This is a genomic window from Pseudomonas sp., from assembly GCF_049653025.1.
Classification (GTDB): Bacteria; Pseudomonadota; Gammaproteobacteria; order Pseudomonadales; family Pseudomonadaceae; genus Aquipseudomonas.
The window spans coordinates 329,094-352,118 of the sequence record NZ_JBASFM010000006.1 but is presented as its reverse complement, the minus strand read 5'-3'; the positions used below and the strand labels follow the sequence as shown (position 1 = coordinate 352,118).

The window sequence follows — 23,025 nt, the reverse complement described above, 5'->3', positions numbered from 1 at the left end:
GGTCAGTTGAGCCACTCGCTGCGTGAGCGTCGGCCGCGGCGCAGTAGGGCTCCGATAATCACCCCGAGCAGCCCGGCACCTGCGCCGATGGCGAACCAGGTTTGTTGTTCGCTGACCAGTGGTTGCGGGGCGCTGGCCTGGGTTTTCTTCAGTTGCAGTTTGAGGCGCTGGTTGTCCTGGCGCAGGCGCTGCAATTGCACGGTTTCACGCTCGCCTACGCTGTTTTGCAGCTCGGAACTCAAGGCTTCGCGCTGCGCTTCGCTGAATGCCAGGCGCTCTTCCAATTCGTCGATCTGGGTCTGCGCCGAGGTGGCTTCTGCCAGCGGCGGGGTGGGGCTTTCTTCGGCCTGAACGGCCGCCGGCAAGCACAGGGTCAAGAGTAGAAACAGCGGGCCTGGGCGCATCGGAACTCCTATTTTTGTAATTGTTGTTATGGCGTGTGCAGCGGGGGCTTATGGGGTCAAGGCAAGACCAGTTTGAACGGTTTTACCAGTACCGAGGCATACACCCCGGCGGCGCGGTAAGGATCGGCATCGGCCCATTGTTTGGCGGCTTGCAGGGATTCGAACTCGGCGACGATCAGGCTGCCAGAAAAACCAGCAGGACCTGGATCATTGCTGTCGATGGCCGGGTGCGGGCCGGCGAGGATCAGGCGGCCTTCGCTTTTCAGTTGTTCCAGGCGTGCGAGGTGCGCCGGGCGGGCGTTCAGGCGGTTTTCCAGGGAGTTTTCCACATCGGTGGCAATGATCGCGTAGAGCATCTCTATCCTTAATAAGGTCGGTGGCATGGGCCGCGGCCAGGGGAGAAAAGCAGTCTGGTCAGGCAAAGTCGAGGAAATACTGGCGTAAGCCAGCAAGAATCCATATCTGCCGGCATAATAACAAACATAAATGACTCGGAAAGTGCCCCTATGGACGTTGATTTGCATTGCCACAGCACTGCCTCAGATGGTGCGCTCGCGCCCGCTTTGGTGGTGGCGCGAGCGCACGAACGGGGCGTGCGGATGCTGGCGCTGACCGATCACGACACCCTTGAGGGGCTGGATGAGGCGCACGCCGCAGCCGCGGCCCTGGGCATGCAACTGGTCAATGGCATTGAGCTGTCCTGCACCTGGGGTGGGGCGACCATCCATGTGCTGGGTTATGCCTTCAATCGTGACGCCCCGGCCTTGCAGCAGGCAATTAGCGAGCTGCATGACGGCCGCTGGCTGCGAGCGGCGGAAATTTCCAAACGCTTGGAAAGCAAAGGCATGCCGGGCGCTCTGGAAGGCGCGCGCGCGATACAGCAGGAGCTGGGCGACAGCGGCAATGCGCCTGCGCGCCCGCACTTCGCCGATTTTATGGTGCGCAGCGGTTATGTGAAGGACCGCGCCGAGGCGTTTCGCAAGTGGCTGGGCTCGGGCAAGTTGGGCGATGTGAAGCAGCATTGGCCGGAGCTGGCCCAGGCGGTGGATACCCTGCGCCGGGCTGGGGCCTGGGTTAGCCTGGCGCATCCTTGGCAGTACGACTTTACTCGGAGTAAACGACGCAAGTTGATCGCCGATTTCGTCGGTGCCGGTGGGCACTCGCTGGAGGTGGTCAACGGCATGCAGCCGGCCGATCAGGTCGGCAGTCTGGCGATTCTGGCGAGGGAGTTCGGCATGTTCGTCACTGCGGGCAGTGATTTCCATGCGCCGGGCCAGTGGTCTGAGCTGGGCGTCTATCGCCCGGTTCCCGAGGATCTACCGCCCTTGTGGGCACGGTTTCAACATGTCCAACAGCCTACTGCAAGTTGACCAGGGCCTCAGCGTGAGCCAATTCTTCCAGATTCATCCGGAAAACCCACAGGCGCGCCTGATCAAACAGGCCGTGGAGATCATCCGCAGCGGTGGGGTGGTGATCTATCCGACCGACTCCTCCTACGCAATCGGCTGCCATATTGGCGACAAGGGCGCGGTGGAGCGCATTCGCCGTCTGCGTCAGCTGGACGACAAACACAACTTCACCCTGGTTTGCCGCGACCTGTCGCAGCTCAGCACCTTTGCCAAGGTCGATACAGCGGCGTTTCGTCTGCTCAAGAGTCATACCCCTGGGCCGTACACCTTTATTCTCAGCGCCACCCGCGAAGTGCCGCGCATGTTGCTGCACCCCAAGCGCCGCACCATCGGCCTGCGCGTGCCCAGCCATCCGATTGCCATGGCCCTGCTCGAAGAACTCGGTGAGCCGCTGATGAGCGTCAGCCTGATCATGCCCGGTGAAGCCTTGCCGATGAGCGACCCTTACGAGATGCGGCAGATCCTCGAGCATCAGGTCGACCTGATCATCGACGGCGGCTTTGGCGGCCTGGAGGCTTCCACCGTGGTCAGCCTGGTCGACGATGAGCCGGAGGTGTTCCGGGTCGGCTGCGGTGATCCGTCGCCTTTTACGGATGCCTCCTGATCCTGGCTATAATCGGCCCCCTCGATTTTTCAGCTGAAACGCTACCAGCCGTGTCGCTGCGCCTCGTCGGCTGCGCGCCTTTGGCCTGAATCATCGCTGAACCCCTTGTGAGAGCGAACATGTCCGGCGTGCCCCAGGAAACCTCCGATACCCATCCCCAGGATCAGGCCCACGCCCAGCAGGAGTTGCCGTTTGCCTTGGTATACGGCCAGGCGGTGACCGAAATGCCGTTGGACCTGTATATCCCGCCGGATGCCCTGGAAGTGTTTCTCGAAGCCTTCGAAGGCCCGCTGGACCTGCTGCTGTACCTGATTCGCAAGCAGAACATCGACGTGCTGGATATCCCCGTGGCGGAAATCACCAAACAGTACATGGGCTATGTCGAGTTGATGCAGTCTGTGCGCTTGGAGTTGGCCGCCGAGTACCTGGTGATGGCCGCCATGCTCGCCGAGATCAAGTCGCGCATGCTGCTGCCGCGTTCCAGCGAAGCCGAGGTCGAGGAAGACGACCCGCGCGCCGAACTGATTCGCCGCCTGCAAGAGTACGAACGCTACAAGGCCGCCGCCGAGGGCATCGATGGTTTGACCCGGGTCGGCCGTGATCTAACTGTGCCGCGCCTGGATGCCCCCGAGGCGCGGGCGCGCAAGCTGCTGCCGGATGTCAGCCTGGAAGAGCTGCTGCTGTCGATGGCCGAGGTGCTGCGCCGCGCCGACATGTTCGAAAGCCACCAGGTGACCCGCGAAGCGCTGTCGACCCGCGAGCGCATGAGCGAGGTGCTGGAGCGGCTCAAGGGTGGCGCTTTTGTGCCCTTTGCTGCGCTGTTCAGGGCGGACGAAGGCAAGCTGGGCGTGGTGGTGACCTTTATGGCGGTACTCGAGTTGATCAAGGAATCCTTGGTCGAACTGGTACAGAACGAGGCCTTCGGGCCAATCCATGTGCGTGCGCGAGCTGAATAAGCATGAATCTGAACGAACCGCGTGAACTGGCCAGCCTGCTTGAGGCGTTTCTCCTGGCCTCTGGCAAGCCGCAATCGTTGGAGCGGCTGTTTGAGCTGTTCGAGGAGGCCGAGCGGCCGGAACCTACGGTGTTCAAAAAGGCCTTGGCCCATCTAGGCAAATCCTGCGAGGGACGTGCTTTCGAACTCAAGGAGGTGGCCTCAGGTTATCGTCTGCAGGTGCGCGAGCGTTACGCGCCCTGGGTCGGCCGGCTGTGGGAAGAACGCCCGCAGCGCTACTCGCGCGCCATGCTGGAAACCCTGGCGCTGATCGCCTACCGCCAGCCGATCACCCGCGGCGAGATTGAGGATGTGCGCGGCGTGGCGGTCAACAGCCATATCGTCAAAACGCTGCTGGAGCGCGAGTGGATTCGTGTGGTCGGTTACCGCGATGTGCCGGGCAAACCGGCGATGTTCGCCACCACACGGCTGTTCCTCGATCACTTCAACCTGAAAAACCTCGACGAGCTGCCAACCCTGGCCGCGCTGCGCGAGCTGGAGCCGGAACCGGTGCTGGCCTTCGAGGACGATCTGGAGGCCCCGGCCAGCCTGCAGGCGCGTGCCGATATGGCGTTGGCCGATGAGCCTGCGCCGGAGGTTGGTGAAGAAACCAGCTTCAGCAGCCTGCTGGCGGAGCTCGATACCATGGAGCAGGGCTTGAAGACCGACTTCGATGATCTGCCAGAGCTGGTTGATGAGCGCGCTGAGGACGATGCGCAGGGCGAGCAGTTGCCCGAGGCGGACGAGGAAGAGTGGCACCGCGATTGAGCTGGCCAGGCGTGCCCCGAGGTGCCGGTTGTCGTAAAGGCTGACGGTCGCTCGTCTGCCGGCTAGCCTCAATCCGTGCTAATAGGCTGCGTTTCGCGTATGCTCCGCGGCCCTTCGACGACCCTGAGTCGTCCATCACCAGAGAAAACACCGGGAGGTGCCCAGATGAGTGAATCCGAAGAATACACCCCAGCAGGTGAGAAACTGCAGAAAGTCATGGCGCGCATGGGCCTGGCTTCGCGCCGTGAAATCGAAGCCTGGATCACCGCTGGCCGGGTCAAGGTCAATGGCGCAGTCGCCAGCCTCGGCGTGCGTGTCGACCTGCACGATGCGATTGCCGTCGATGGCAAGGTGATCCGCCGCGAAGAAGCCGCCGAAAGCGTGCGTCGCGTGATCATCTACAACAAACCCGAAGGCGAGATCTGCACCCGTGATGACCCGGAAGGCCGCCCGACCGTGTTCGATCGCCTGCCACGGCCGAAAGATGGCCGCTGGATCAATATCGGTCGACTCGACATCAACACCACCGGTCTGCTGATGTTCACCACCGACGGTGAGCTGGCCAACCGCCTGATGCACCCGTCCTACCAGATGGACCGCGAGTACGCGGTACGTGTGCGTGGCGAAGTCGACGAAGAGATGATCGAGCGCCTGAAAGCCGGCGTGATGCTCGAAGACGGCCCGGCCAAGTTCACCGACATCAAAGAAGCACCGGGCGGCGAAGGCTTCAACCATTGGTACCACTGCGTGGTGATGGAAGGCCGCAACCGTGAAGTGCGCCGCCTGTGGGAGTCCCAGGGCCTGGTGGTCAGCCGTCTGAAGCGTGTGCGTTTCGGTCCGGTATTTATCACCTCCGACCTGACCATGGGCCGCTGGCGCGAAATGAGTCAGCGCGAAGTGGACATCCTTAGCGAAGAAGTCGGCCTCAAGCCGGTGGCCTTGCCGGATATGAAGGAAAAAGCCCGCGACAAGATCGACCGTCTGCAGCGCAAATCGGCCAAGCCGGTGGGGCGCGCCGCGCGTCCTGAGCGGACCCTGCGTCCGGCCCACGGTGGCAGCCCAGCAGCGGCTGGCGATCAGGGCCGTTCGCGCCCTGCGCGTGGCGAAGGTGATGAGCGTGGCGAGCGTCCAGTGCGCACCCCACGTGCGCCGCGCGCCGATCAGAGCAAGGGCACACCGGTTGCCGAGCGTCCGCGTGACGTCAACAAGAAGCGTCCGGCCAAGCCGGGTGCGCAGCGTCCTGGCGTCGAGCTGAGCGAGCGCCCGTCGCGCAAGCCGGCCGGTGCGCCGGTCAAACGTCGCAGCCAGCCGAGCCGTGAAGGTCAGCGCCCAGGCTTCGGTCGTGGTCCTAAGCCGGAGTAAGCCATTTCGCTGGACGTAAAAAAGGCGACCCTCGGGTCGCCTTTTTTGTGCGTGCTGGTTTTACCCGGCCATTGACAACCGATTGCGGCCATCACGCTTGGATACGTATAGCGCGCTGTCGGCGCGGCGCAGCAGGCTGTCCATGGATTCACCCGGCAGCAGGCTGGCGCAGCCGAGGCTGATCGACAGCTCGATGGCGCGATTCTCCACTAGGTACTGGACGCCGAGTACCGCCATGCGCAGGCGCTCGCCGACCATCGAGGCAGCTTCGCGGCTGGTGCTGGAGAGCAGCACCACGAATTCTTCGCCGCCGTAGCGAAACACCATGTCGACGTTGCGCAGGCTGTCTTTCAGCGCAGTGGCAACGGCCTTGAGCGCCTGATCGCCGACCAGGTGGCCGTGGCTGTCGTTGATGCGCTTGAAGTGGTCGATATCCACCATCAGCACCGACAGCGGCTGCAGGTTGCGCCGGGCGATGTCCACTTCGCGCTTGAGGGTCTGTTCCATGGCGATGCGGTTGCCGGTTTCGGTCAGCGGGTCGCGCAGTGCTGTCTGCAGCGCCGCGCGGTAGAGCAGGGCGTTACGCAGTGGGAAGAGCAGGCTGGCAAGCAGCGACTCAAGCTGGCCAAGCTCGTCTTCGCTGAAGCGCTGGTTGCGGCGGAAGGTCAGTTCACCGAGGTATTCGCCATCGTGGCTGAGGCGGTAGCCGGCCGAGTGATTGGCGCGCTCGCCGAGATCCAGACGCAGATCGCAAGACGCCAGTTGGTAGCTCAAGGCATTCAGTGGCACCAGGCGCTGCACTTCGCCGAAGAACAACTCGAGGATGCGCTCGGCTTCCAGCGAGGTTTGCAGGCGCAGGCTCAGCTGTTGACGCAATTGCGCCAGGCTGACCGGCTTCAGGGTTTTCTGCAGGCGGCCGGCATAGCCGAGACGCTGCAATTTTGCAGCGTCGAAATCGATGGTGTTGGACTGGTTGTGCGGGGCCATGAAGCTCTACCTCTAGCGCGATACGCGACGACAACAGGTGTAGAGCGAATTTCGTGCCAATCTCTGATTAGCACTAAAATTGCTTTTATTTCATGTGCTTAGATGGTTGTGCTGCGGCGGGGCGGCAAATATTTGCCGGTTAACTGGCGTGACTGCTGGCAATCTGATGCCAGTTAAAACACTGGCCGCCGGAAAACCGGCGGCCATGTGCAGTGCTTACTGCGCGTCAAATGCCTGACCATTGACGCCCGTGCTGTCCGGGCCCATCAGGTACAGGTAGACCGGCATGATCGCCTCGGGCAGCGGGTTGTTCGCCGGGTTTTCGCCGGGGTAGGCCTGGGCGCGCATATCGGTGCGGGTGGCACCCGGGTTGACGCTGTTGGCGCGCACGTTGCTGATGCCGTCGACTTCATCCGCGAGTACCTGCATCAGGCCCTCGGTGGCGAACTTCGACACCGCATAGGCACCCCAGTAGGCGCGGCCCTTGCGCCCGACGCTGCTGGAGGTGAACACCACCGAGGCGTCGTCCGACAGTTTGAGCAGCGGCAGTAGGGTGCTGGTGAGCATAAACATGGCGTTGACGTTGATCTGCATGACGCGCATGAAGTTGTCGCCGGATAGCTGCTCCAGCGGCGTGCGCGGGCCGATGATCGAGGCGTTGTGCAGCACGCCGTCGAGCTTGCCGAATTCGGCTTCGATCATCGCCGCCAGTTCGTCGTACTGGTGCGGCAGGGCGGTTTCCAGGTTGAACGGGATCACAGCGGCCTGCGGGTGGCCGGCGGCTTCGATGGCGTCATACACCTGGCTGAGGTTGGCTTCGGTCTTGCCCAGCAGCAGCACCGTTGCGCCATGGGCGGCGAAGGTCTTGGCGGCGGTTGCGCCAATGCCGCGCCCGGCACCGGTCACCAGGATCACGCGGCCCTTGAGCAGGTCGGGGCGGGCGGAATAGTCATGCATGGGTAAACCTCATTAATTCAAAAGCGGGCGGCGGCGGTGCGCGCCCGGCAAGCAGTCTTCAGCAGCCGCACAGGGCGCGTTCGAGCACGTCGCGCAGTTCCAGCGGGTGATCGACCACCACGTCGGCACCCCAGTTGCGCGGGTTGTCTTGTGGGTGGATATAGCCGTAGGTGACGGCTGCGGTCTTGCAGCCGGCGGCGCGGCCGGCTTCGATATCGCGCTCGTCATCGCCAACAAACAGGGTGGCAGCCGGCTCCACGCCGATTTTCGCGCAGGCCAGCAGGATCATCTCCGGGTCGGGCTTGCTGCGGCTGACGTGGTCTGGGCAGACCAGCACTGCCGAGCGGCTCGCGAGGCCGAGTTGCTGCATGATTGGCTCGGCATAGCGCACCGGCTTGTTGGTCGCCACGCCCCAGGTCAACTTGGCCTGTTCGATCTCATCCAGCAGCTCATTTATGCCGTCGAAGGGCTTGGTGAGTACCGCACAGTGATCCTGATAGCGCTCGAGAAATTCCAGGCGCAGGGCTTCGAAGCCTTCAGTATCGGGGCTCATGGCGAAGTTGGCGGCGACCATGGCGCGCGCGCCGCCGGACACCTGATCGCGGATCAGCTTGTCGGCAATCGGCGGCAGGCCGCGCTCGGCACGCATGGCCTGGCAGATGGCGATAAAGTCCGGCGCGCTGTCGAGCAGGGTGCCGTCCATATCGAATAGAACCGCGCGCAAGCGCATCACGCCTCCTTGAGAGTCTGGATCATGTAGTTGACGTCGACATCGGCTTCCAGCTTGTAGCGTTTGCTCAGTGGGTTGTAGGTCAGGCCGATGATGTCCTTGACCTGCAGGCCCGCCTCGCGGCTCCAGGCACCCAGTTCCGATGGGCGAATGAACTTCTTGAAGTCATGGGTGCCGCGTGGCAGCAGGCGCATCAGGTACTCGGCCCCGATGATGGCGAACATATAGGCCTTGGGGTTGCGGTTGATGGTGGAGAAGAACACCTGACCGCCAGGCTTGACCATGCGGTAGCAGGCGCGGATCACCGACGCCGGGTCGGGCACGTGCTCGAGCATTTCCAGGCAGGTGACCACATCGAACTGCTCAGGCATCTCCTCGGCCAGGGCTTCGGCGGTGATCTGCCGGTACTCGACGCTGACGCCGGATTCCAGCTGGTGCAGCTGGGCTACGGCTAACGGCGCTTCGCCCATGTCGATGCCGGTGACGTTAGCGCCACGCTGAGCCATGGATTCGCTGAGGATGCCGCCGCCGCAGCCGACGTCCAGTACCTTCTTGCCGGCCAGGCCTACGCGCTCGTCGATCCAGTTGACTCGTAATGGGTTGATGTCGTGCAGCGGCTTGAATTCGCTTTCGCGGTCCCACCAGCGATGGGCGAGGGCTTCGAATTTGGCGATTTCGGCGTGGTCGACGTTGCTCATATAAATCCCTGATTCAGGCTGCGGCGAGAGTGGGCGCAAGGCGCTTATGTTGCCAGTTTCGCCGGGTGGATTGGACGCCTGTTGTGCGTCCAATGTATGTCAGTTTGTCGCAGTTCCCGCATTCTCTGGGCTTGCGGTTATTTAGCGGCGATTTTCGCCCCCCAGGCGCGGGCGTTGGCGATGATCCGTTGTTCGTCCATGCGCGTCAGGTGGCCGCCGTCGAGCAATTGTTTGCCGCCAACCCACAGGTGTTCGACGCAAGCGCGGCCGCCGGCGTAGATCAGCTGCGAGACCGGGTCGTAGACCGGTTGCTGGGCCAGGCCGTTGAGGTTGAACACTGCCATATCCGCAGCCTTGCCCAGTTCCAGCGAGCCGATCTGCTCATCCAGGCCGAGCGCGCGGGCGCCATTGAGCGTGGCCATGCGCAGTGCGCGGTGAGCGTCCAGGGCGGTGGCAGAACCGGCAACCGCCTTGGCCAGCAGGGCAGCGGTGCGGGTTTCGCCGAGCAGGTCGAGATCGTTATTGCTCGCCGCGCCATCGGTGCCGATGGCGACGTTAACGCCGGCTTGCCAGAGCTTTTCCACTGGGCAGAAGCCGCTGGCCAGCTTGAGGTTGGACTCCGGGCAATGGATCACGCTGCTGTTGCTTTCCACCAGCAGGGCCAGGTCTTCGTCATTTATCTGGGTCATGTGCACGGCCTGGAAGCGCGGGCCGAGCAGGTCGAGGCGCGCCAGTCGAGCCAGTGGCCGCTCGCCACGTTGCTCCAGGCTCTGCTGCACTTCGAAGGCGGTTTCGTGCACGTGCATATGAATGCCTGCGTCCAGCTCTTCGGCGAGCATGCGGATGGTTTCCAGCTTGTCGTCGCTCACCGTATAGGGCGCGTGCGGGCCGAAGGCCACGCTCAGGCGTGGATGGTGCTTGAGGTCGTCGAATAGGTTCAGGCCCTTGCGCAGCGCTTCGTCAGCGTCGCGGGCGCCGGGAATCGGGAAATCCAGCACCGGAATGGTGATCTGCGCGCGGATACCGCTGCTGTGTACCAGCTGGCTGGCCATTTCCGGAAAGAAGTACATGTCGGAGAAGCAGGTGATGCCGCCCTTGAGCTGTTCGGCGATGGCCAGCTCGGTGCCGTCCTGCACGAACTGCTCGTTGACCCATTTGGCCTCGGCCGGCCAGATGTGCTTTTCCAGCCAGGTCATCAGTGGCAGATCATCGGCTAGGCCGCGAAACAGGGTCATCGCCGCGTGGCCGTGGGCGTTGACCAGGCCCGGTGTGAGCAGGCGGCCGGGCAGCTCCAATACCTGTAAGGCTGTGTGCTTGAGCGCTTCGTTGCGCGGGGCGATCAGTACGATACGCCCGTCACGGATGCCCAGGCCATGCTCCAGCAGCACCACGCCAGCGGGTTCGACCGGCACCAGCCAAGTGGGCAGCAGTAGCAGGTCGAGTGGGGCTTGGGGCATGGTGGTACTTCCGCAGGTGGTAATTAGGTGGCGAGTTTATAGGGGAACGCCCTAGGCTTGAAGCTGCACACGCCTTAAGTGGCGGGCTGCTGGCGCGATGCGCGGGGCTGTGTGCGTATAATGGCCGGCTTTTTCCGGTGGAGGTGTGTGATGCGCGAGCAATTGCTAGCGGCAGAGAAGGTCAAGGCCATTGAATGGCGTGATGGCGCTCTGCACCTGCTTGATCAGCGCGCGCTGCCTTTCGAGGAAACCTGGCTGAGCTACCACTCGGCGGCGGATGTGGCCGAGGCGATTCGCAGCATGGTGGTGCGTGGCGCGCCGGCCATCGGCATCAGCGCGGCCTATGCGATTGTCCTGGCTGTAAGGGCTCGTCTGCAGGAAGGCGGCGACTGGCGAGCGGCACTGCAGACGGATTTCGACCTGCTGGCTGCCTCGCGGCCGACGGCGGTCAATCTGTTCTGGGCGCTCAACCGCATGCGTGAGCGGCTTGATCGGCTCAAGAGTCACGACAATCCGCTGGCGCTGCTGGAGGCCGAAGCCGTCGGCATTCATCAGAGCGATCGCGAAGCCAACCTGACCATGGCTCAGCTCGGTCTCGACTTGATCCGCAAACACCAGGGCAACCAGCAGAATCTGCTCACTCACTGCAATGCCGGGGCGCTCGCCACGGGTGGCTTCGGCACAGCGCTGGGAGTGATTCGTGCGGCGTACCTGGATGGCTTGGTCGAACGGGTGTATGCCGATGAAACCCGGCCCTGGCTGCAAGGCTCGCGTTTGACCGCTTGGGAGCTGGCTGCGGACGGTATTCCAGTCACGGTCAATGCCGATTCGGCGGCTGCCCATCTGATGAAAACCCGTGGCATCACCTGGGTCATAGTCGGGGCCGACCGCATCGCCGCCAATGGCGATGTGGCCAACAAGATCGGCACCTACCAACTGGCGGTGAATGCCATGCACCACGGTGTGCGCTTTATGGTGGTGGCGCCCAGTTCGACCATCGACATGGTCATGGAGCATGGCGATGACATCGTGTTGGAGGAGCGTGACGCCAGCGAGCTGCTCGAATTGGGCGGCAAGCGTATGGCTGACGGAATCGAGGCGCTAAATCCGGTGTTCGATGTGACGCCGGCGGACCTGATCGATTTTCTCGTTACCGAAAAGGGCGTGATCGATCGTCCGGATGCCGAGAAGATGGCGAAATTGATGTGCCGCAAGCGTCTGCACTGAGTTTGTCTATTTCGCGCACGGCAGGCCGTTGAAAACGTAGCGAGCGAAGGCTAGGCAAGGCGAAAACAGCCGAGGAAGCGCAGTGTACGAGTTGTACATGAGCATTCCGAGGCTGCTTTCAACGCGGCATAGCCGAGCGCAGTAGTTTTCGACGGTCTGCTAGTCGGTAGGCTGGTGCTGGGGATAGGTGCGCGGCGGTGATTGTGGTAAGCTCCGGCGGTTTTCGGAGGTGCCTGTTGCGGGCCTCTCAACTGCGCAGATACATGGCATAACTCATTGATTTGTCGTGAGTCGTTGCTGGCCATCAGGGCCGCAGCGGCAAGCTTCGCGTCGTTCAGGACGAATGGCGCGGAGTTTCACCAGAAAAAGGAACCAGGCTACTCATGGGCGAACTGGCCAAAGAAATCCTCCCGGTCAATATTGAAGACGAACTCAAGCAGTCCTACCTCGATTACGCGATGAGCGTAATTGTCGGGCGAGCGCTGCCGGATGCACGTGACGGCTTGAAGCCCGTGCACCGTCGCGTGCTATTTGCCATGAGTGAGTTGGGCAACGACTGGAACAAGGCATACAAGAAGTCCGCCCGTGTGGTCGGTGACGTAATCGGTAAGTACCACCCCCACGGTGATACGGCGGTATACGACACCATCGTGCGGATGGCTCAGCCATTCTCCCTGCGTTACCTGTTGGTTGACGGTCAAGGCAACTTCGGTTCGGTGGACGGCGATAACGCGGCCGCCATGCGTTACACCGAAGTGCGCATGACCAAGCTGGCTCACGAGCTGCTGGCCGACCTGCACAAAGAAACCGTGGATTGGGTGCCGAACTACGACGGCACCGAAATGATCCCGGCGGTGATGCCGACCAAGATCCCCAACCTGCTGGTTAACGGTTCCAGCGGTATCGCTGTGGGCATGGCGACCAATATTCCGCCGCACAACCTCACGGAAGTGATCAATGGCTGCCTGGCCCTGATCGATAACGGCGAGCTGACGGTCGATGAGCTGATGCAGCACATCCCGGGCCCGGACTTCCCGACGGCGGCGATCATCAACGGTCGCGCCGGCATCATCGAGGCCTATCGCACCGGCCGCGGGCGCATCTATATGCGTGCCCGCGCGATTATTGAAGACATCGACAAGGTTGGCGGCCGTCAGCAGATCATCGTCAGCGAGCTGCCGTACCAGCTGAACAAGGCGCGTCTGATCGAGAAGATCGCCGAGCTGGTTAAAGAGAAGAAACTCGAAGGCATCACCGAGTTGCGCGATGAGTCCGACAAGGACGGCATGCGCATCGTGATCGAGCTGCGCCGCGGCGAAGTGCCGGAAGTGGTGCTGAACAACCTCTACGCCCAGACCCAGATGCAGTGCGTGTTCGGCATCAACGTGGTGGCGCTGATCGACGGCCAGCCGAAGATCCTTAACCTCAAGGACATGCTCGAAGCCTTTATTCTGCACCGCCGTGAAGTGGTTACCCGCCGCACGGTGTTCGAGCTGCGAAAAGCCCGCGAACGTGGTCATATCCTTGAAGGCCAGGCCGTTGCCCTGTCCAACATCGACCCGGTCATCGCCCTGATCAAGGCCTCGCCGACTCCGGCCGAAGCCAAACTGGCGCTGATTGCCACGCCCTGGGAATCCAGTGCGGTGGAAACCATGGTCGAGCGTGCCGGTGCCGACGCCTGCCGCCCGGATGACCTCGATCCGCAGTACGGTCTGCGCGACGGCAAGTATTTCCTTTCGCCGGACCAGGCCCAGGCCATCCTCGAACTGCGTCTGCACCGCCTGACCGGTCTTGAGCATGAAAAACTGCTGGCCGAATACCAGGAAATCCTCACCCAGATCGGCGAACTGATCCGCATCCTCAACAGCGCCGTGCGCCTGATGGAAGTGATCCGCGAAGAGCTGGAAGCGATCAAGGCCGAGTTCGGCGATGCCCGCCGCACCGAGATCCTCGACAACCGTCTGGACCTGAGCCTGGCTGACCTGATCACCGAAGAAGAGCGCGTGGTCACCATCTCTCACAGTGGCTATGCAAAGAGCCAGCCGTTGCATGCCTACCAGGCGCAGCGCCGTGGCGGTAAGGGCAAGTCAGCGACTGGGGTTAAAGATGAGGACTACATCGAGCATCTGCTGGTCGCCAACAGCCACGCCACCCTGTTGCTGTTCTCCAGCAAGGGCAAGGTGTACTGGCTGAAGACCTACGAAATTCCGGAAGCCTCGCGTGCGGCCCGTGGTCGTCCGCTGGTCAACCTGCTGCCATTGGGTGAGGGCGAGCGCATCACCGCTATGCTCCAGGTTGATCTGGAAGCCCTGCGTCAGCAGGCACCGGAAGGCGACGAGCAGGACGATATCGAAGGTGTGGTGGTCGAGGTTGAAGAGGTCGAGGACCTGTCTGAGGGCGAAGAGTCCGAAGACGACGACAGCGCAGATGAACCGACCGGTGCCTACATCTTTATGGCAACTGCCAAAGGCACTGTGAAGAAGACCCCGCTGGTGCAGTTCAGCCGGCCGCGCAGCTCCGGCCTGATTGCCCTCAAGCTGGACGAAGACGACACCCTGATCGCCGCGGCCGTGACCGACGGTGCCCGCGAAGTGATGATGTTCTCCGACGGCGGCAAGGTAATTCGCTTCAAAGAAAGCAAAGTGCGCACCATGGGTCGTACGGCTCGCGGTGTACGCGGCATGCGTCTGACCGAGGGTCAGCAGATCATCTCCATGCTGATCCCTGAGTCCGCAGCGCAGATTCTCACCGCCTCCGAGCGTGGCTACGGCAAGCGCACTGAGATGGCCGAGTTCCCGCGTCGCGGTCGTGGCGGCCAGGGCGTGATCGCCATGGTCAGCAACGAGCGTAACGGCAAGCTGGTCGGTGCGGTGCAGGTGCTTGAAGGCGAGGAAATCATGCTGATTTCCGACCAGGGCACTCTGGTACGTACCCGCGTTAGCGAAGTCTCCAGCCTGGGTCGTAACACCCAGGGCGTGACCCTGATCAAGCTGGCCAAGGATGAAACCCTGGTAGGCCTGGAGCGGGTGCAGGAGCCTTCGGCGGAAGATGACGACGAGCTGCTGGAAGGCGAAGAAGGCTTTGAAGAGGCCGCTGAAGATGCCGTAGAGGCATCTGATACTGCAGCTGACGAAAGCCCGATCAGCGAAGAGTGATCTGTCGGGGCGAGTGCGCTCGCCCCTGACGGCGTAGGATTTGGCGGCTGCTGGTGATGCCAGCCCGCCCACCATTTTTGAGCGAGAGTGGATGTGAGCAAGCGAGCCTTTAACTTCTGCGCCGGCCCGGCCGCGCTTCCTGAAGCTGTTCTGCAACGCGCCCAGGCGGAGCTCCTCGATTGGCAGGGTAAAGGCCTGTCGGTGATGGAGATGAGCCACCGCAGCGAGGAGTACACCTCGATCGCGGAAAAGGCCGAGCAGGACCTGCGCGACCTGATGGAAATTCCGTCCGACTATAAAGTGCTGTTCCTGCAGGGCGGCGCGAGCCAGCAGTTCGCCGAAATTCCGCTAAACCTGCTGCCGGAAGACGGCGTGGCCGACTATATCGACACCGGTATCTGGTCGAAGAAAAGCATCGAGGAAGCCAGCCGCTACGGTAATGTCAATGTCGCCGCCAGCGCCAAACCGTACGACTACTTTGCGATTCCTGGGCAGAACGAGTGGCAACTGTCGAAAGACGCCGCCTACCTGCACTACGCCAGCAACGAAACCATCGGTGGCCTGCAATTCGACTGGATTCCCGAAGTGGGCGACGTGCCATTGGTCGCGGATATGTCTTCCGACATCCTTTCGCGCCCTATTGATGTGTCGAAGTTCGGCCTGATCTACGCCGGCGCGCAGAAGAACATCGGCCCCAGCGGCCTGGTGGTGACCATCGTTCGTGAAGACCTGCTCGGCCGTGCCCGCAGCGTCTGTCCGACCATGCTCAACTACAAGATCGCTGCCGATAACGGCTCGATGTACAACACCCCGGCGACCTTCTCCTGGTATCTGTCCGGCCTGGTGTTCGAATGGCTGAAGGAGCAGGGCGGTGTCGCCGCGATGGAGCGGATCAACCGCGCCAAGAAAGACCTGCTGTACAAGGCCATCGATACCAGCGATTTCTACAGCAACCCGATTGCCGTGAATGCCCGCTCCTGGATGAACGTGCCGTTCCGCCTGGCCGACGAGAAGCTGGACAAGCCGTTTCTCGCCGGTGCCGACGCGCGCGGTCTGCTCAATCTCAAGGGGCACCGTTCGGTCGGCGGCATGCGCGCTTCGATCTACAACGCCGTTGGCCTGGACGCTGTTGAAGCGCTGGTCGCCTATATGGCCGAGTTCGAGAAGGAGCACGGCTGATGTCCGAACAGGAACTGCAAGCCCTGCGCGTGCGCATCGATAACCTCGATGAGAAAATTCTCGAGCTGATCAGCGACCGTGCACGCTGCGCCGAAGAAGTCGCCAAGGTCAAGATGAAGGCCTTGCCGGTCGGCGAGAAACCGGTGTTCTACCGCCCCGAGCGCGAAGCCCAGGTGCTCAAGCGCGTGATGGAACGCAACAGCGGTCCGTTGGGTAATGAGGAAATGGCGCGGCTGTTCCGCGAAATCATGTCCTCCTGCCTGGCTTTGGAGAACCCGCTTAAGGTCGCTTACCTCGGTCCGGAAGGCACGTTCTCCCAAGCGGCGGCGATGAAGCACTTTGGTCATGCAGTGATCAGTGTGCCGATGGCGGCGATCGACGAAGTGTTTCGCGAAGTGGCTGCCGGTGCGGTGAACTTTGGCGTGGTGCCGGTGGAGAACTCCACCGAAGGCGCGATCAACCACACGCTCGACAGCTTCCTCGAACACGACATGGTCATCTGTGGCGAAGTCGAGCTGCGCATTCACCACCACCTGCTGGTCGGTGAAACCACCAAGACCGACAAAATCACCCGCATCTATTCCCATGCCCAGTCCTTGGCGCAGTGCCGCAAATGGCTGGACGCGCATTACCCGAACGTCGAGCGCGTGGCGGTATCGAGCAACGCCGATGCAGCCAAGCGGGTGAAAAGCGAGTGGAACAGCGCGGCGATTGCCGGCGATATGGCGGCCAGCCTGTATGGGCTGACCAAGCTGGCGGAGAAGATCGAAGACCGTCCGGACAACTCCACGCGCTTCCTGATCATTGGTAGCCAGGAAGTGCCGCCGACCGGCGACGACAAGACCTCGGTGATCGTCTCCATGCGCAACAAGCCGGGTGCGCTGCACGAGTTGCTGGTGCCGTTCCACAGCAACGGCATTGACCTGACGCGCATCGAAACCCGCCCGTCGCGCAGCGGCAAGTGGACCTACGTGTTCTTTATCGACTTCGTCGGCCACCACCGCGATCCGCTGATCAAGGACGTGCTGGAGCGCATCAATCAGGAAGCCGTGGCCCTCAAGGTGCTGGGTTCCTACCCCAAAGCGGTACTTTAAACCTGCAGTGGCAAGCGCCAAGTCTCAAGCTACAAGCGGATCGACGCCTGGCTGAGCTTGGAGTTTGCGGCGTTAAGCGTGAGGCTTTGCTATGACCGATTTCCTCGCCCTGGCCCAGCCAGGCGTACAGCAGTTGTCGCCATACGTGCCTGGCAAGCCGGTGGATGAGCTGGCCCGTGAGCTGGATCTGGACCCGGCCAGCATCGTCAAGCTGGCCAGCAACGAGAATCCGCTGGGTCCAAGCCCTAAGGCGCTGGAAGCGATTCGCGGCGAGTTGACCGAGCTGACCCGTTACCCCGATGGCAATGGCTTCGAGCTGAAAAGCCGCCTGGCTGCGCGCTGCGGCGTGCAGATCAATCAGGTCACGCTGGGCAATGGTTCCAATGACATTCTCGATCTGGTCGCCCGCGCCTATCTGGCCCCAGGCCTTAATGCGGTGTTCAGCCAGTACGCTTTTGCCGTTTACCCCATCTCGACCCAGGCCGTAGGTGCTCAGGGCAAAGTGGTGCCGGCGCAGGACTACGGCCACGACCTGGAAGCCATGCTGGCGGCCATCGATGAAAACACCCGCGTGGTGTTTATCGCCAACCCGAACAACCCGACCGGCACCTGGTTCGGTCCCGACGCGCTGGCGCGTTTTCTCGCGCGTGTGCCGCAGAACGTGCTGGTGGTGCTGGATGAGGCCTATATCGAATACGCCGAAGGCGATGAGTTGCCGGACGGTCTGAAATATTTGGCCCAGCATGAGAATCTGCTGGTTTCGCGCACCTTCTCCAAGGCTTATGGCCTGGCGGCGCTGCGCGTTGGTTATGCAATCAGCTCGGCGCAGATCGCCGATGTACTTAATCGCGTACGCCAGCCATTCAACGTCAACAGCCTGGCCTTGAGCGCCGCCAGTGCGGCGCTGGAAGATGCCGACTATCTGTTGCAGAGCCGCCAGGTCAACGATGCCGGCATGGCGCAACTGGAAGCGGGCTTGCGCGAGTTGGGCCTGAGCTGGATTCCCTCCAAGGGCAACTTTATCTGTGTTGATTTCGCCCGCGATACGGCGGCCATCAACCAGGCGCTGCTGCGCGCCGGGGTGATCGTGCGGCCGGTGGCTGGTTATGGCATGCCCAATTTTCTGCGCATTTCCATCGGTCTGCCGGTAGAGAACGCGCGCTTCCTTGAGGCCTTGGCCACGGTGTTGCGCGCGTGAGTGAGTCGACTGCGGTTGTCACGCTGGTGCAATCCGCCGCCCCTATGATCGGCCGCCTGGTGGTGATTGGCCTGGGTCTGATTGGCGGCTCTTTCGCCAAGGGCTTGCGTGAGCGTGGCTTGTGCCGCGAGGTGGTCGGCGTCGATCTGGACCCCGAATCGCGCCGCCTGGCGGTAGAGCTGGGCGTGGTGGATCGCTGTGAGGCTGACTTGGCTGTCGCCTGTCAGGGTGCCGCAGTGATTCAGCTGGCGGTGCCTATCCTGGCCATGGAGAAGCTGCTGGGCGAACTGGCCAAGCTGGATCTGGGCGATGCGGTGCTGACCGATGTAGGCAGTGCCAAAGGCAGTGTGGTGCGCGCCGCGCGTTTGGCGTTTGCCGACAAAATCGTGCGCTTCGTGCCGGGCCACCCGATTGCCGGCTCCGAGCAGAGCGGCGTCGAGGCGGCCAATGCCGAGCTGTTCCGTCGGCATAAGGTGATTCTCACGCCGTTTGAGCAGAGTGACGAGGCGGCGCTGACGCTGGTCGATGCGCTGTGGCGTGCCCTGGGTGCGGATGTCGAGCATATGCAGGTCGAGCATCACGACCAGGTGCTCGCCGCTACCAGCCATCTGCCGCACCTGCTGGCCTTTACCCTGGTCGACTCACTGGCCAAGCGCAGCGAGAACCTGGAAATTTTCCGTTACGCCGCCGGTGGCTTTCGCGACTTTACGCGGATTGCCGGCAGCGACCCGGTGATGTGGCACGACATCTTCCTCGCCAATCGCGAGGCGGTGCTGCGCACCTTGGATGTATTTCGCGACGACCTCAACGCTCTGCGTGATGCGGTCGACGCTGGGGATGGGCATCAACTGCTGGGCGTCTTTACCCGCGCCCGGGTGGCCCGTGAGCATTTCGGCAAAATTTTGGCCCGCAGGGCCTATGTGGACGCTATGCACTCGAATGATCTGATTTTTCTGGCTAATCCTGGTGGCAAACTGTCTGGGCAGATTCGTGTGCCAGGCGATAAATCCATCTCCCATCGCTCAATCATGCTCGGCGCGCTGGCGGAAGGCACCACCGAAGTTGAAGGCTTCCTCGAAGGCGAAGATGCCCTGGCGACGCTGCAAGCGTTCCGCGATATGGGCGTGGTCATTGAAGGTCCGCATCATGGTCGCGTAACCATTCATGGCGTAGGTCTGCACGGTCTGCAGCCGCCGCCGGGACCGATCTACCTGGGTAACTCGGGTACGTCCATGCGCTTGCTGTCTGGTCTACTGGCTGGCCAGCCGTTCGATAGCGTACTCACCGGCGATGCTTCGCTGACTAAGCGCCCGATGAACCGTGTTGCCAAGCCGTTGCGTGAAATGGGCGCGGTAGTCGAAACCGCTGCAGAAGGCCGGCCGCCGCTGACCATTCGTGGTGGTCAGCGCCTGTCTGGTATGCGCTACGAAATGCCGATGGCCAGCGCTCAGGTTAAATCCTGCCTGCTGTTGGCTGGCCTCTATGCCGCAGGTTCTACCTCGGTCACCGAGCCAGCGCCGACCCGCGACCACACCGAGCGCATGTTGCGTGGCTTTGGCTGCCCGGTCCGCGTGGATGGCAGCACTGCCAGTGTTGAGTCGGGTCATAAGCTCACCGCTACACATATCGAAGTGCCTGCGGATATTTCCTCGGCAGCGTTCTTCCTGGTTGCCGGCAGTATTGCCGAAGACTCCGAGCTGCTGCTTGAGCACGTCGGTATCAACCCGACCCGCACCGGGGTGATCGATATCCTCAAACTGATGGGCGGCGACATTACCCTGGAAAATCAGCGTGAAGTTGGTGGCGAGCCGGTGGCGGACATTCGTGTGCGCAGTGCCAAGCTCAAGGGTATTGATATCCCGGAAGACCTGGTGCCGTTGGCCATCGATGAATTCCCGGTGCTGTTCGTCGCCGCCGCCGTGGCCGAAGGGCGCACAGTACTGCGCGGTGCCGAGGAACTGCGGGTCAAAGAGTCGGACCGCATTCAGGTCATGGCTGATGGTCTCAGCGCCCTGGGCGTGAAGGTTGAGCCGACTCCGGACGGCATTATTATCGACGGTGGCAGTAGTATCGGCGGTGGCGAGGTGTGGAGCCATGGCGACCACCGTATCGCCATGTCCTTCAGCGTGGCGTCGCTACGCGCCACTGCGCCGATCCGTATCCATGATTGCGCCAACGTGGCGACTTCATTCCCCAACTTCCTGGCGCTGTCGGCTCAGGTAGGCATCCGCGTGGCCGAGGAGGGCAAGGCATGATCGTCGCACCTGTTATCACCATCGACGGGCCAAGTGGCTCGGGTAAGGGCACGATTGCCGGTTTACTGGCCAAGCAACTGGGCTGGAAACTGCTGGATTCTGGTGCGCTTTATCGCCTGCTGGCCTTCGCCGCGGGCAATCATGGCGTCGACCTGACCAATGAAGAGGCGATGAAGGTTCTGGCGGCGCATCTCGATGTGCAGTTTGTCGCCGCCGGTGACGGCCATGGCCAGCGCATCATTCTGGAAGGTGAGGAAGTCACCGATGTGATCCGTAATGAACAGGTTGGTGCTGGAGCCTCGCAAGTGGCGTCCTTGCCGGCTGTGCGTGAGGCCTTGCTGCAGCGTCAGCAGGCGTTTCAGGAGATGCCGGGTCTAGTCGCCGATGGTCGCGACATGGGCACGGTGGTATTTCCCGATGCGCTGTTGAAGGTATTTCTGACCGCCAGCGCCGAGGAGCGTGCCCGCCGCCGCTACTTACAGTTGAAGGCTAAGGGCGATGATGTTAACCTCGCGAGTCTTCTTGATGAGATTCAGGCGCGCGATGAGCGCGATACCCAGCGTGCAGTGGCTCCGCTCAAGCCGGCAGCCGATGCGATCCAGCTGGATTCAACCGAACTCTCGATCGAGCAAGTGCTTGAAAGAATTCTGAGTGAAGTCGCCAATCGCGATCTCGCCGGATAAGAGCCACAGCTGCTTAAGCTGACCGGCTCGCAAGGAGGCGTGTGGGAGACCAGTCCTAGTCCCGCGTGCCTCTTTTTATATGAACGTACCCACATTGTCTGGAATGTGGTTTGGGCGGATTTCCTGCCCTGAATCAACAGGAATTAAAATGAGCGAAAGCTTTGCTGAACTGTTTGAAGAAAGCCTAAAAACCCTGAACCTTCAGGCTGGCTCGATCATCACCGCTATCATCGTCGACATCGATTACCAAGCTGGTTGGGTAACCGTTCACGCTGGTTTGAAGTCTGAAGGCCTCATCCCGCTGGAACAGTTCCACAACGACGCTGGCGAGCTGACCATCAAGGTCGGTGACGAAGTTCACGTTGCGCTGGACGCGGTTGAAGATGGCTTTGGTGAAACCAAGCTGTCCCGCGAAAAAGCCAAGCGTGCCGAGTGCTGGATCGTTCTGGAAGCAGCTTTCGCCGCTGAGGAAGTGGTTACGGGCGTTATCAACGGTAAGGTTAAGGGCGGCTTCACTGTCGACGTTAACGGCATCCGTGCGTTCCTCCCAGGTTCCTTGGTCGATGTCCGTCCGGTGCGTGATACCACCCACCTGGAAGGCAAAGAGCTCGAATTCAAAGTCATCAAGCTGGACCAGAAGCGCAACAACGTTGTCGTTTCCCGTCGCAGCGTCCTCGAAGCCGAGAACTCTGCAGAGCGTGAAGCGCTGCTGGAATCCCTGCAGGAAGGCCAGCAGGTCAAAGGTATCGTCAAAAACCTCACCGACTACGGCGCGTTCGTGGATCTGGGTGGCGTCGACGGCCTGCTGCATATCACCGACATGGCTTGGAAGCGCATCAAGCATCCGTCGGAAATCGTCAACGTTGGCGATGAAATCGACGTCAAGATCCTCAAGTACGATCGCGAGCGCAACCGTGTTTCCCTCGGCCTCAAGCAGCTGGGCGAAGATCCATGGGTTGCCATCAAGGCGCGTTACCCGCAGGACACTCGCGTTACTGCGCGCGTAACCAATCTGACCGACTACGGCTGCTTCGCAGAGCTGGAAGAAGGCGTGGAGGGCCTGGTGCACGTATCCGAAATGGATTGGACCAACAAGAACATCCACCCATCCAAAGTCGTTAACGTCGGCGACGAAGTGGAAGTCATGGTTCTGGATATCGACGAAGAGCGTCGTCGTATCTCCTTGGGTATCAAGCAGTGCAAAACTAACCCGTGGGAAGATTTCTCCGGTCAGTTCAACAAGGGTGACAAGATATCCGGCACCATCAAGTCGATCACCGATTTCGGTATCTTCATTGGTCTGGATGGCGGCATCGACGGCCTCGTTCACCTGTCCGATATCTCCTGGAACGAAGTAGGCGAAGAAGCTGTACGCCGCTTCAAGAAGGGTGACGAGCTGGAAACCGTTATCCTCTCCGTTGATCCGGAGCGTGAGCGCATTTCCCTTGGCATCAAGCAGTTGGAAGAAGACCCGTTCTCCGACTACGTTGCTGTTAACGATAAAGGCACCATCGTGCGCGGTATCGTTAAAGAAGTTGACGCCAAGGGTGCCATCATCACCCTGGCCGATGGCATCGAAGCGACTCTGAAAGCCTCCGAAATTAGCCGTGACCGCGTTGAAGACGCGCGCAACGTGCTGAAAGAAGGCGAAGAAGTAGAAGCCAAGATCATCAGCGTTGACCGTAAGAGCCGCGTAATCAGCTTGTCGGTCAAGTCGAAAGACGTTGAAGACGAAAAAGAAGCCATCAAAGAAATGCGTAAGCAGGAGGTTGAAACTGCTGGTCCGACCACCCTCGGTGATCTGCTTCGTGCGCAAATGGAAAAACAGAACTAAGTTCGGTTAATCCAGAGAAAAAGGGCGACT

General features: G+C 61.4%; 20 protein-coding genes. 13 read left to right on the top strand and 7 right to left on the bottom strand.

Annotation, left to right across the window (positions count from 1 at the left end; all coding sequences use genetic code 11):
- Positions 1-2: 2 nt before the first annotated feature.
- On the bottom strand, positions 3-404 hold the full coding sequence (locus WBK23_RS04685; protein ID WP_424482807.1) for a translation initiation factor 2: 402 nt from the start codon (positions 402-404) through the stop codon (positions 3-5).
- A 56-nt stretch (positions 405-460) separates the two neighbouring features.
- Complete coding sequence (locus tag WBK23_RS04680) at positions 461-760, bottom strand: YciI family protein (RefSeq protein ID WP_424482806.1); 300 nt, start codon at positions 758-760, stop codon at positions 461-463.
- A 150-nt stretch (positions 761-910) separates the two neighbouring features.
- Here WBK23_RS04680 and WBK23_RS04675 point away from each other — a divergent pair, with 150 nt between their 5' ends.
- The 5 genes from WBK23_RS04675 (at position 911) to rluB (ending at position 5,541) form a co-directional block, all read left to right on the top strand.
- Positions 911-1,774: a PHP domain-containing protein gene (locus WBK23_RS04675; protein WP_424482805.1), complete on the top strand. Its 864-nt coding sequence runs from the start codon at positions 911-913 to the stop codon at positions 1,772-1,774.
- Between the two features lie 13 nt (positions 1,775-1,787).
- The gene (locus tag WBK23_RS04670) at positions 1,788-2,417 is read left to right on the top strand and encodes an L-threonylcarbamoyladenylate synthase (RefSeq protein WP_424483289.1); all 630 of its coding nucleotides are present in this window, start codon (positions 1,788-1,790) and stop codon (positions 2,415-2,417) included.
- A 257-nt stretch (positions 2,418-2,674) separates the two neighbouring features.
- Positions 2,675-3,373 (top strand): segregation and condensation protein A, encoded by a 699-nt coding sequence (locus tag WBK23_RS04665; protein ID WP_424483288.1) that lies wholly within the window; start codon positions 2,675-2,677, stop codon positions 3,371-3,373.
- Between the two features lie 2 nt (positions 3,374-3,375).
- Positions 3,376-4,179, top strand: coding sequence for an SMC-Scp complex subunit ScpB (scpB, locus tag WBK23_RS04660; protein ID WP_424482804.1), 804 nt, complete (start codon positions 3,376-3,378; stop codon positions 4,177-4,179).
- A 165-nt stretch (positions 4,180-4,344) separates the two neighbouring features.
- Positions 4,345-5,541: a 23S rRNA pseudouridine(2605) synthase RluB gene (gene rluB / locus WBK23_RS04655; RefSeq protein WP_424482803.1), complete on the top strand. Its 1,197-nt coding sequence runs from the start codon at positions 4,345-4,347 to the stop codon at positions 5,539-5,541.
- A 60-nt stretch (positions 5,542-5,601) separates the two neighbouring features.
- Here the strand turns inward: rluB and WBK23_RS04650 are convergent, their stop codons facing one another.
- From WBK23_RS04650 to WBK23_RS04630, 5 genes are all read right to left on the bottom strand, one after another.
- A complete protein-coding gene (locus tag WBK23_RS04650; protein ID WP_424482802.1) occupies positions 5,602-6,528 on the bottom strand; it encodes a GGDEF domain-containing protein in 927 nt (308 codons plus the stop codon).
- A gap of 216 nt (positions 6,529-6,744) precedes the next feature.
- On the bottom strand, positions 6,745-7,485 hold the full coding sequence (locus tag WBK23_RS04645; RefSeq protein ID WP_424482801.1) for a YciK family oxidoreductase: 741 nt from the start codon (positions 7,483-7,485) through the stop codon (positions 6,745-6,747).
- A gap of 58 nt (positions 7,486-7,543) precedes the next feature.
- Positions 7,544-8,215, bottom strand: coding sequence for an N-acetylmuramic acid 6-phosphate phosphatase MupP (mupP, locus tag WBK23_RS04640; RefSeq protein WP_424482800.1), 672 nt, complete (start codon positions 8,213-8,215; stop codon positions 7,544-7,546).
- Complete coding sequence (ubiG, locus tag WBK23_RS04635) at positions 8,215-8,913, bottom strand: bifunctional 2-polyprenyl-6-hydroxyphenol methylase/3-demethylubiquinol 3-O-methyltransferase UbiG (RefSeq protein ID WP_424482799.1); 699 nt, start codon at positions 8,911-8,913, stop codon at positions 8,215-8,217. The genes mupP and ubiG overlap by 1 nt, the downstream gene beginning before the upstream one ends.
- Before the next feature lie 137 nt (positions 8,914-9,050).
- Positions 9,051-10,370, bottom strand: coding sequence for a TRZ/ATZ family hydrolase (locus tag WBK23_RS04630; RefSeq protein WP_424482798.1), 1,320 nt, complete (start codon positions 10,368-10,370; stop codon positions 9,051-9,053).
- A gap of 150 nt (positions 10,371-10,520) precedes the next feature.
- Between WBK23_RS04630 and mtnA the strand changes: the two genes are divergently transcribed.
- From mtnA to rpsA, 8 genes are all read left to right on the top strand, one after another.
- Positions 10,521-11,597: an S-methyl-5-thioribose-1-phosphate isomerase gene (gene mtnA, locus WBK23_RS04625; protein WP_424482797.1), complete on the top strand. Its 1,077-nt coding sequence runs from the start codon at positions 10,521-10,523 to the stop codon at positions 11,595-11,597.
- A gap of 383 nt (positions 11,598-11,980) precedes the next feature.
- A complete protein-coding gene (gene gyrA, locus WBK23_RS04620; protein WP_424482796.1) occupies positions 11,981-14,752 on the top strand; it encodes a DNA gyrase subunit A in 2,772 nt (923 codons plus the stop codon).
- Between the two features lie 93 nt (positions 14,753-14,845).
- The gene (gene serC, locus WBK23_RS04615) at positions 14,846-15,931 is read left to right on the top strand and encodes a 3-phosphoserine/phosphohydroxythreonine transaminase (RefSeq protein ID WP_424482795.1); all 1,086 of its coding nucleotides are present in this window, start codon (positions 14,846-14,848) and stop codon (positions 15,929-15,931) included.
- Complete coding sequence (gene pheA / locus WBK23_RS04610) at positions 15,931-17,025, top strand: prephenate dehydratase (protein ID WP_424482794.1); 1,095 nt, start codon at positions 15,931-15,933, stop codon at positions 17,023-17,025. The genes serC and pheA overlap by 1 nt, the downstream gene beginning before the upstream one ends.
- A 91-nt stretch (positions 17,026-17,116) precedes the next feature.
- Entirely contained in the window at positions 17,117-18,223 is a 1,107-nt protein-coding gene (gene hisC, locus WBK23_RS04605; RefSeq protein WP_424482793.1) for a histidinol-phosphate transaminase, read from the top strand.
- 44 nt (positions 18,224-18,267) lie between these two features.
- Entirely contained in the window at positions 18,268-20,478 is a 2,211-nt protein-coding gene (locus WBK23_RS04600) for a bifunctional prephenate dehydrogenase/3-phosphoshikimate 1-carboxyvinyltransferase (RefSeq protein ID WP_424483287.1), read from the top strand.
- Positions 20,475-21,161, top strand: a complete 687-nt coding sequence (gene cmk / locus WBK23_RS04595) for a (d)CMP kinase (protein ID WP_424482792.1) — start codon at positions 20,475-20,477, stop codon at positions 21,159-21,161. The genes WBK23_RS04600 and cmk overlap by 4 nt, the downstream gene beginning before the upstream one ends.
- 148 nt (positions 21,162-21,309) lie before the next feature.
- Positions 21,310-22,995 (top strand): 30S ribosomal protein S1, encoded by a 1,686-nt coding sequence (gene rpsA, locus WBK23_RS04590; protein WP_160015557.1) that lies wholly within the window; start codon positions 21,310-21,312, stop codon positions 22,993-22,995.
- The last annotated feature ends 30 nt before the right edge of the window (positions 22,996-23,025 follow it).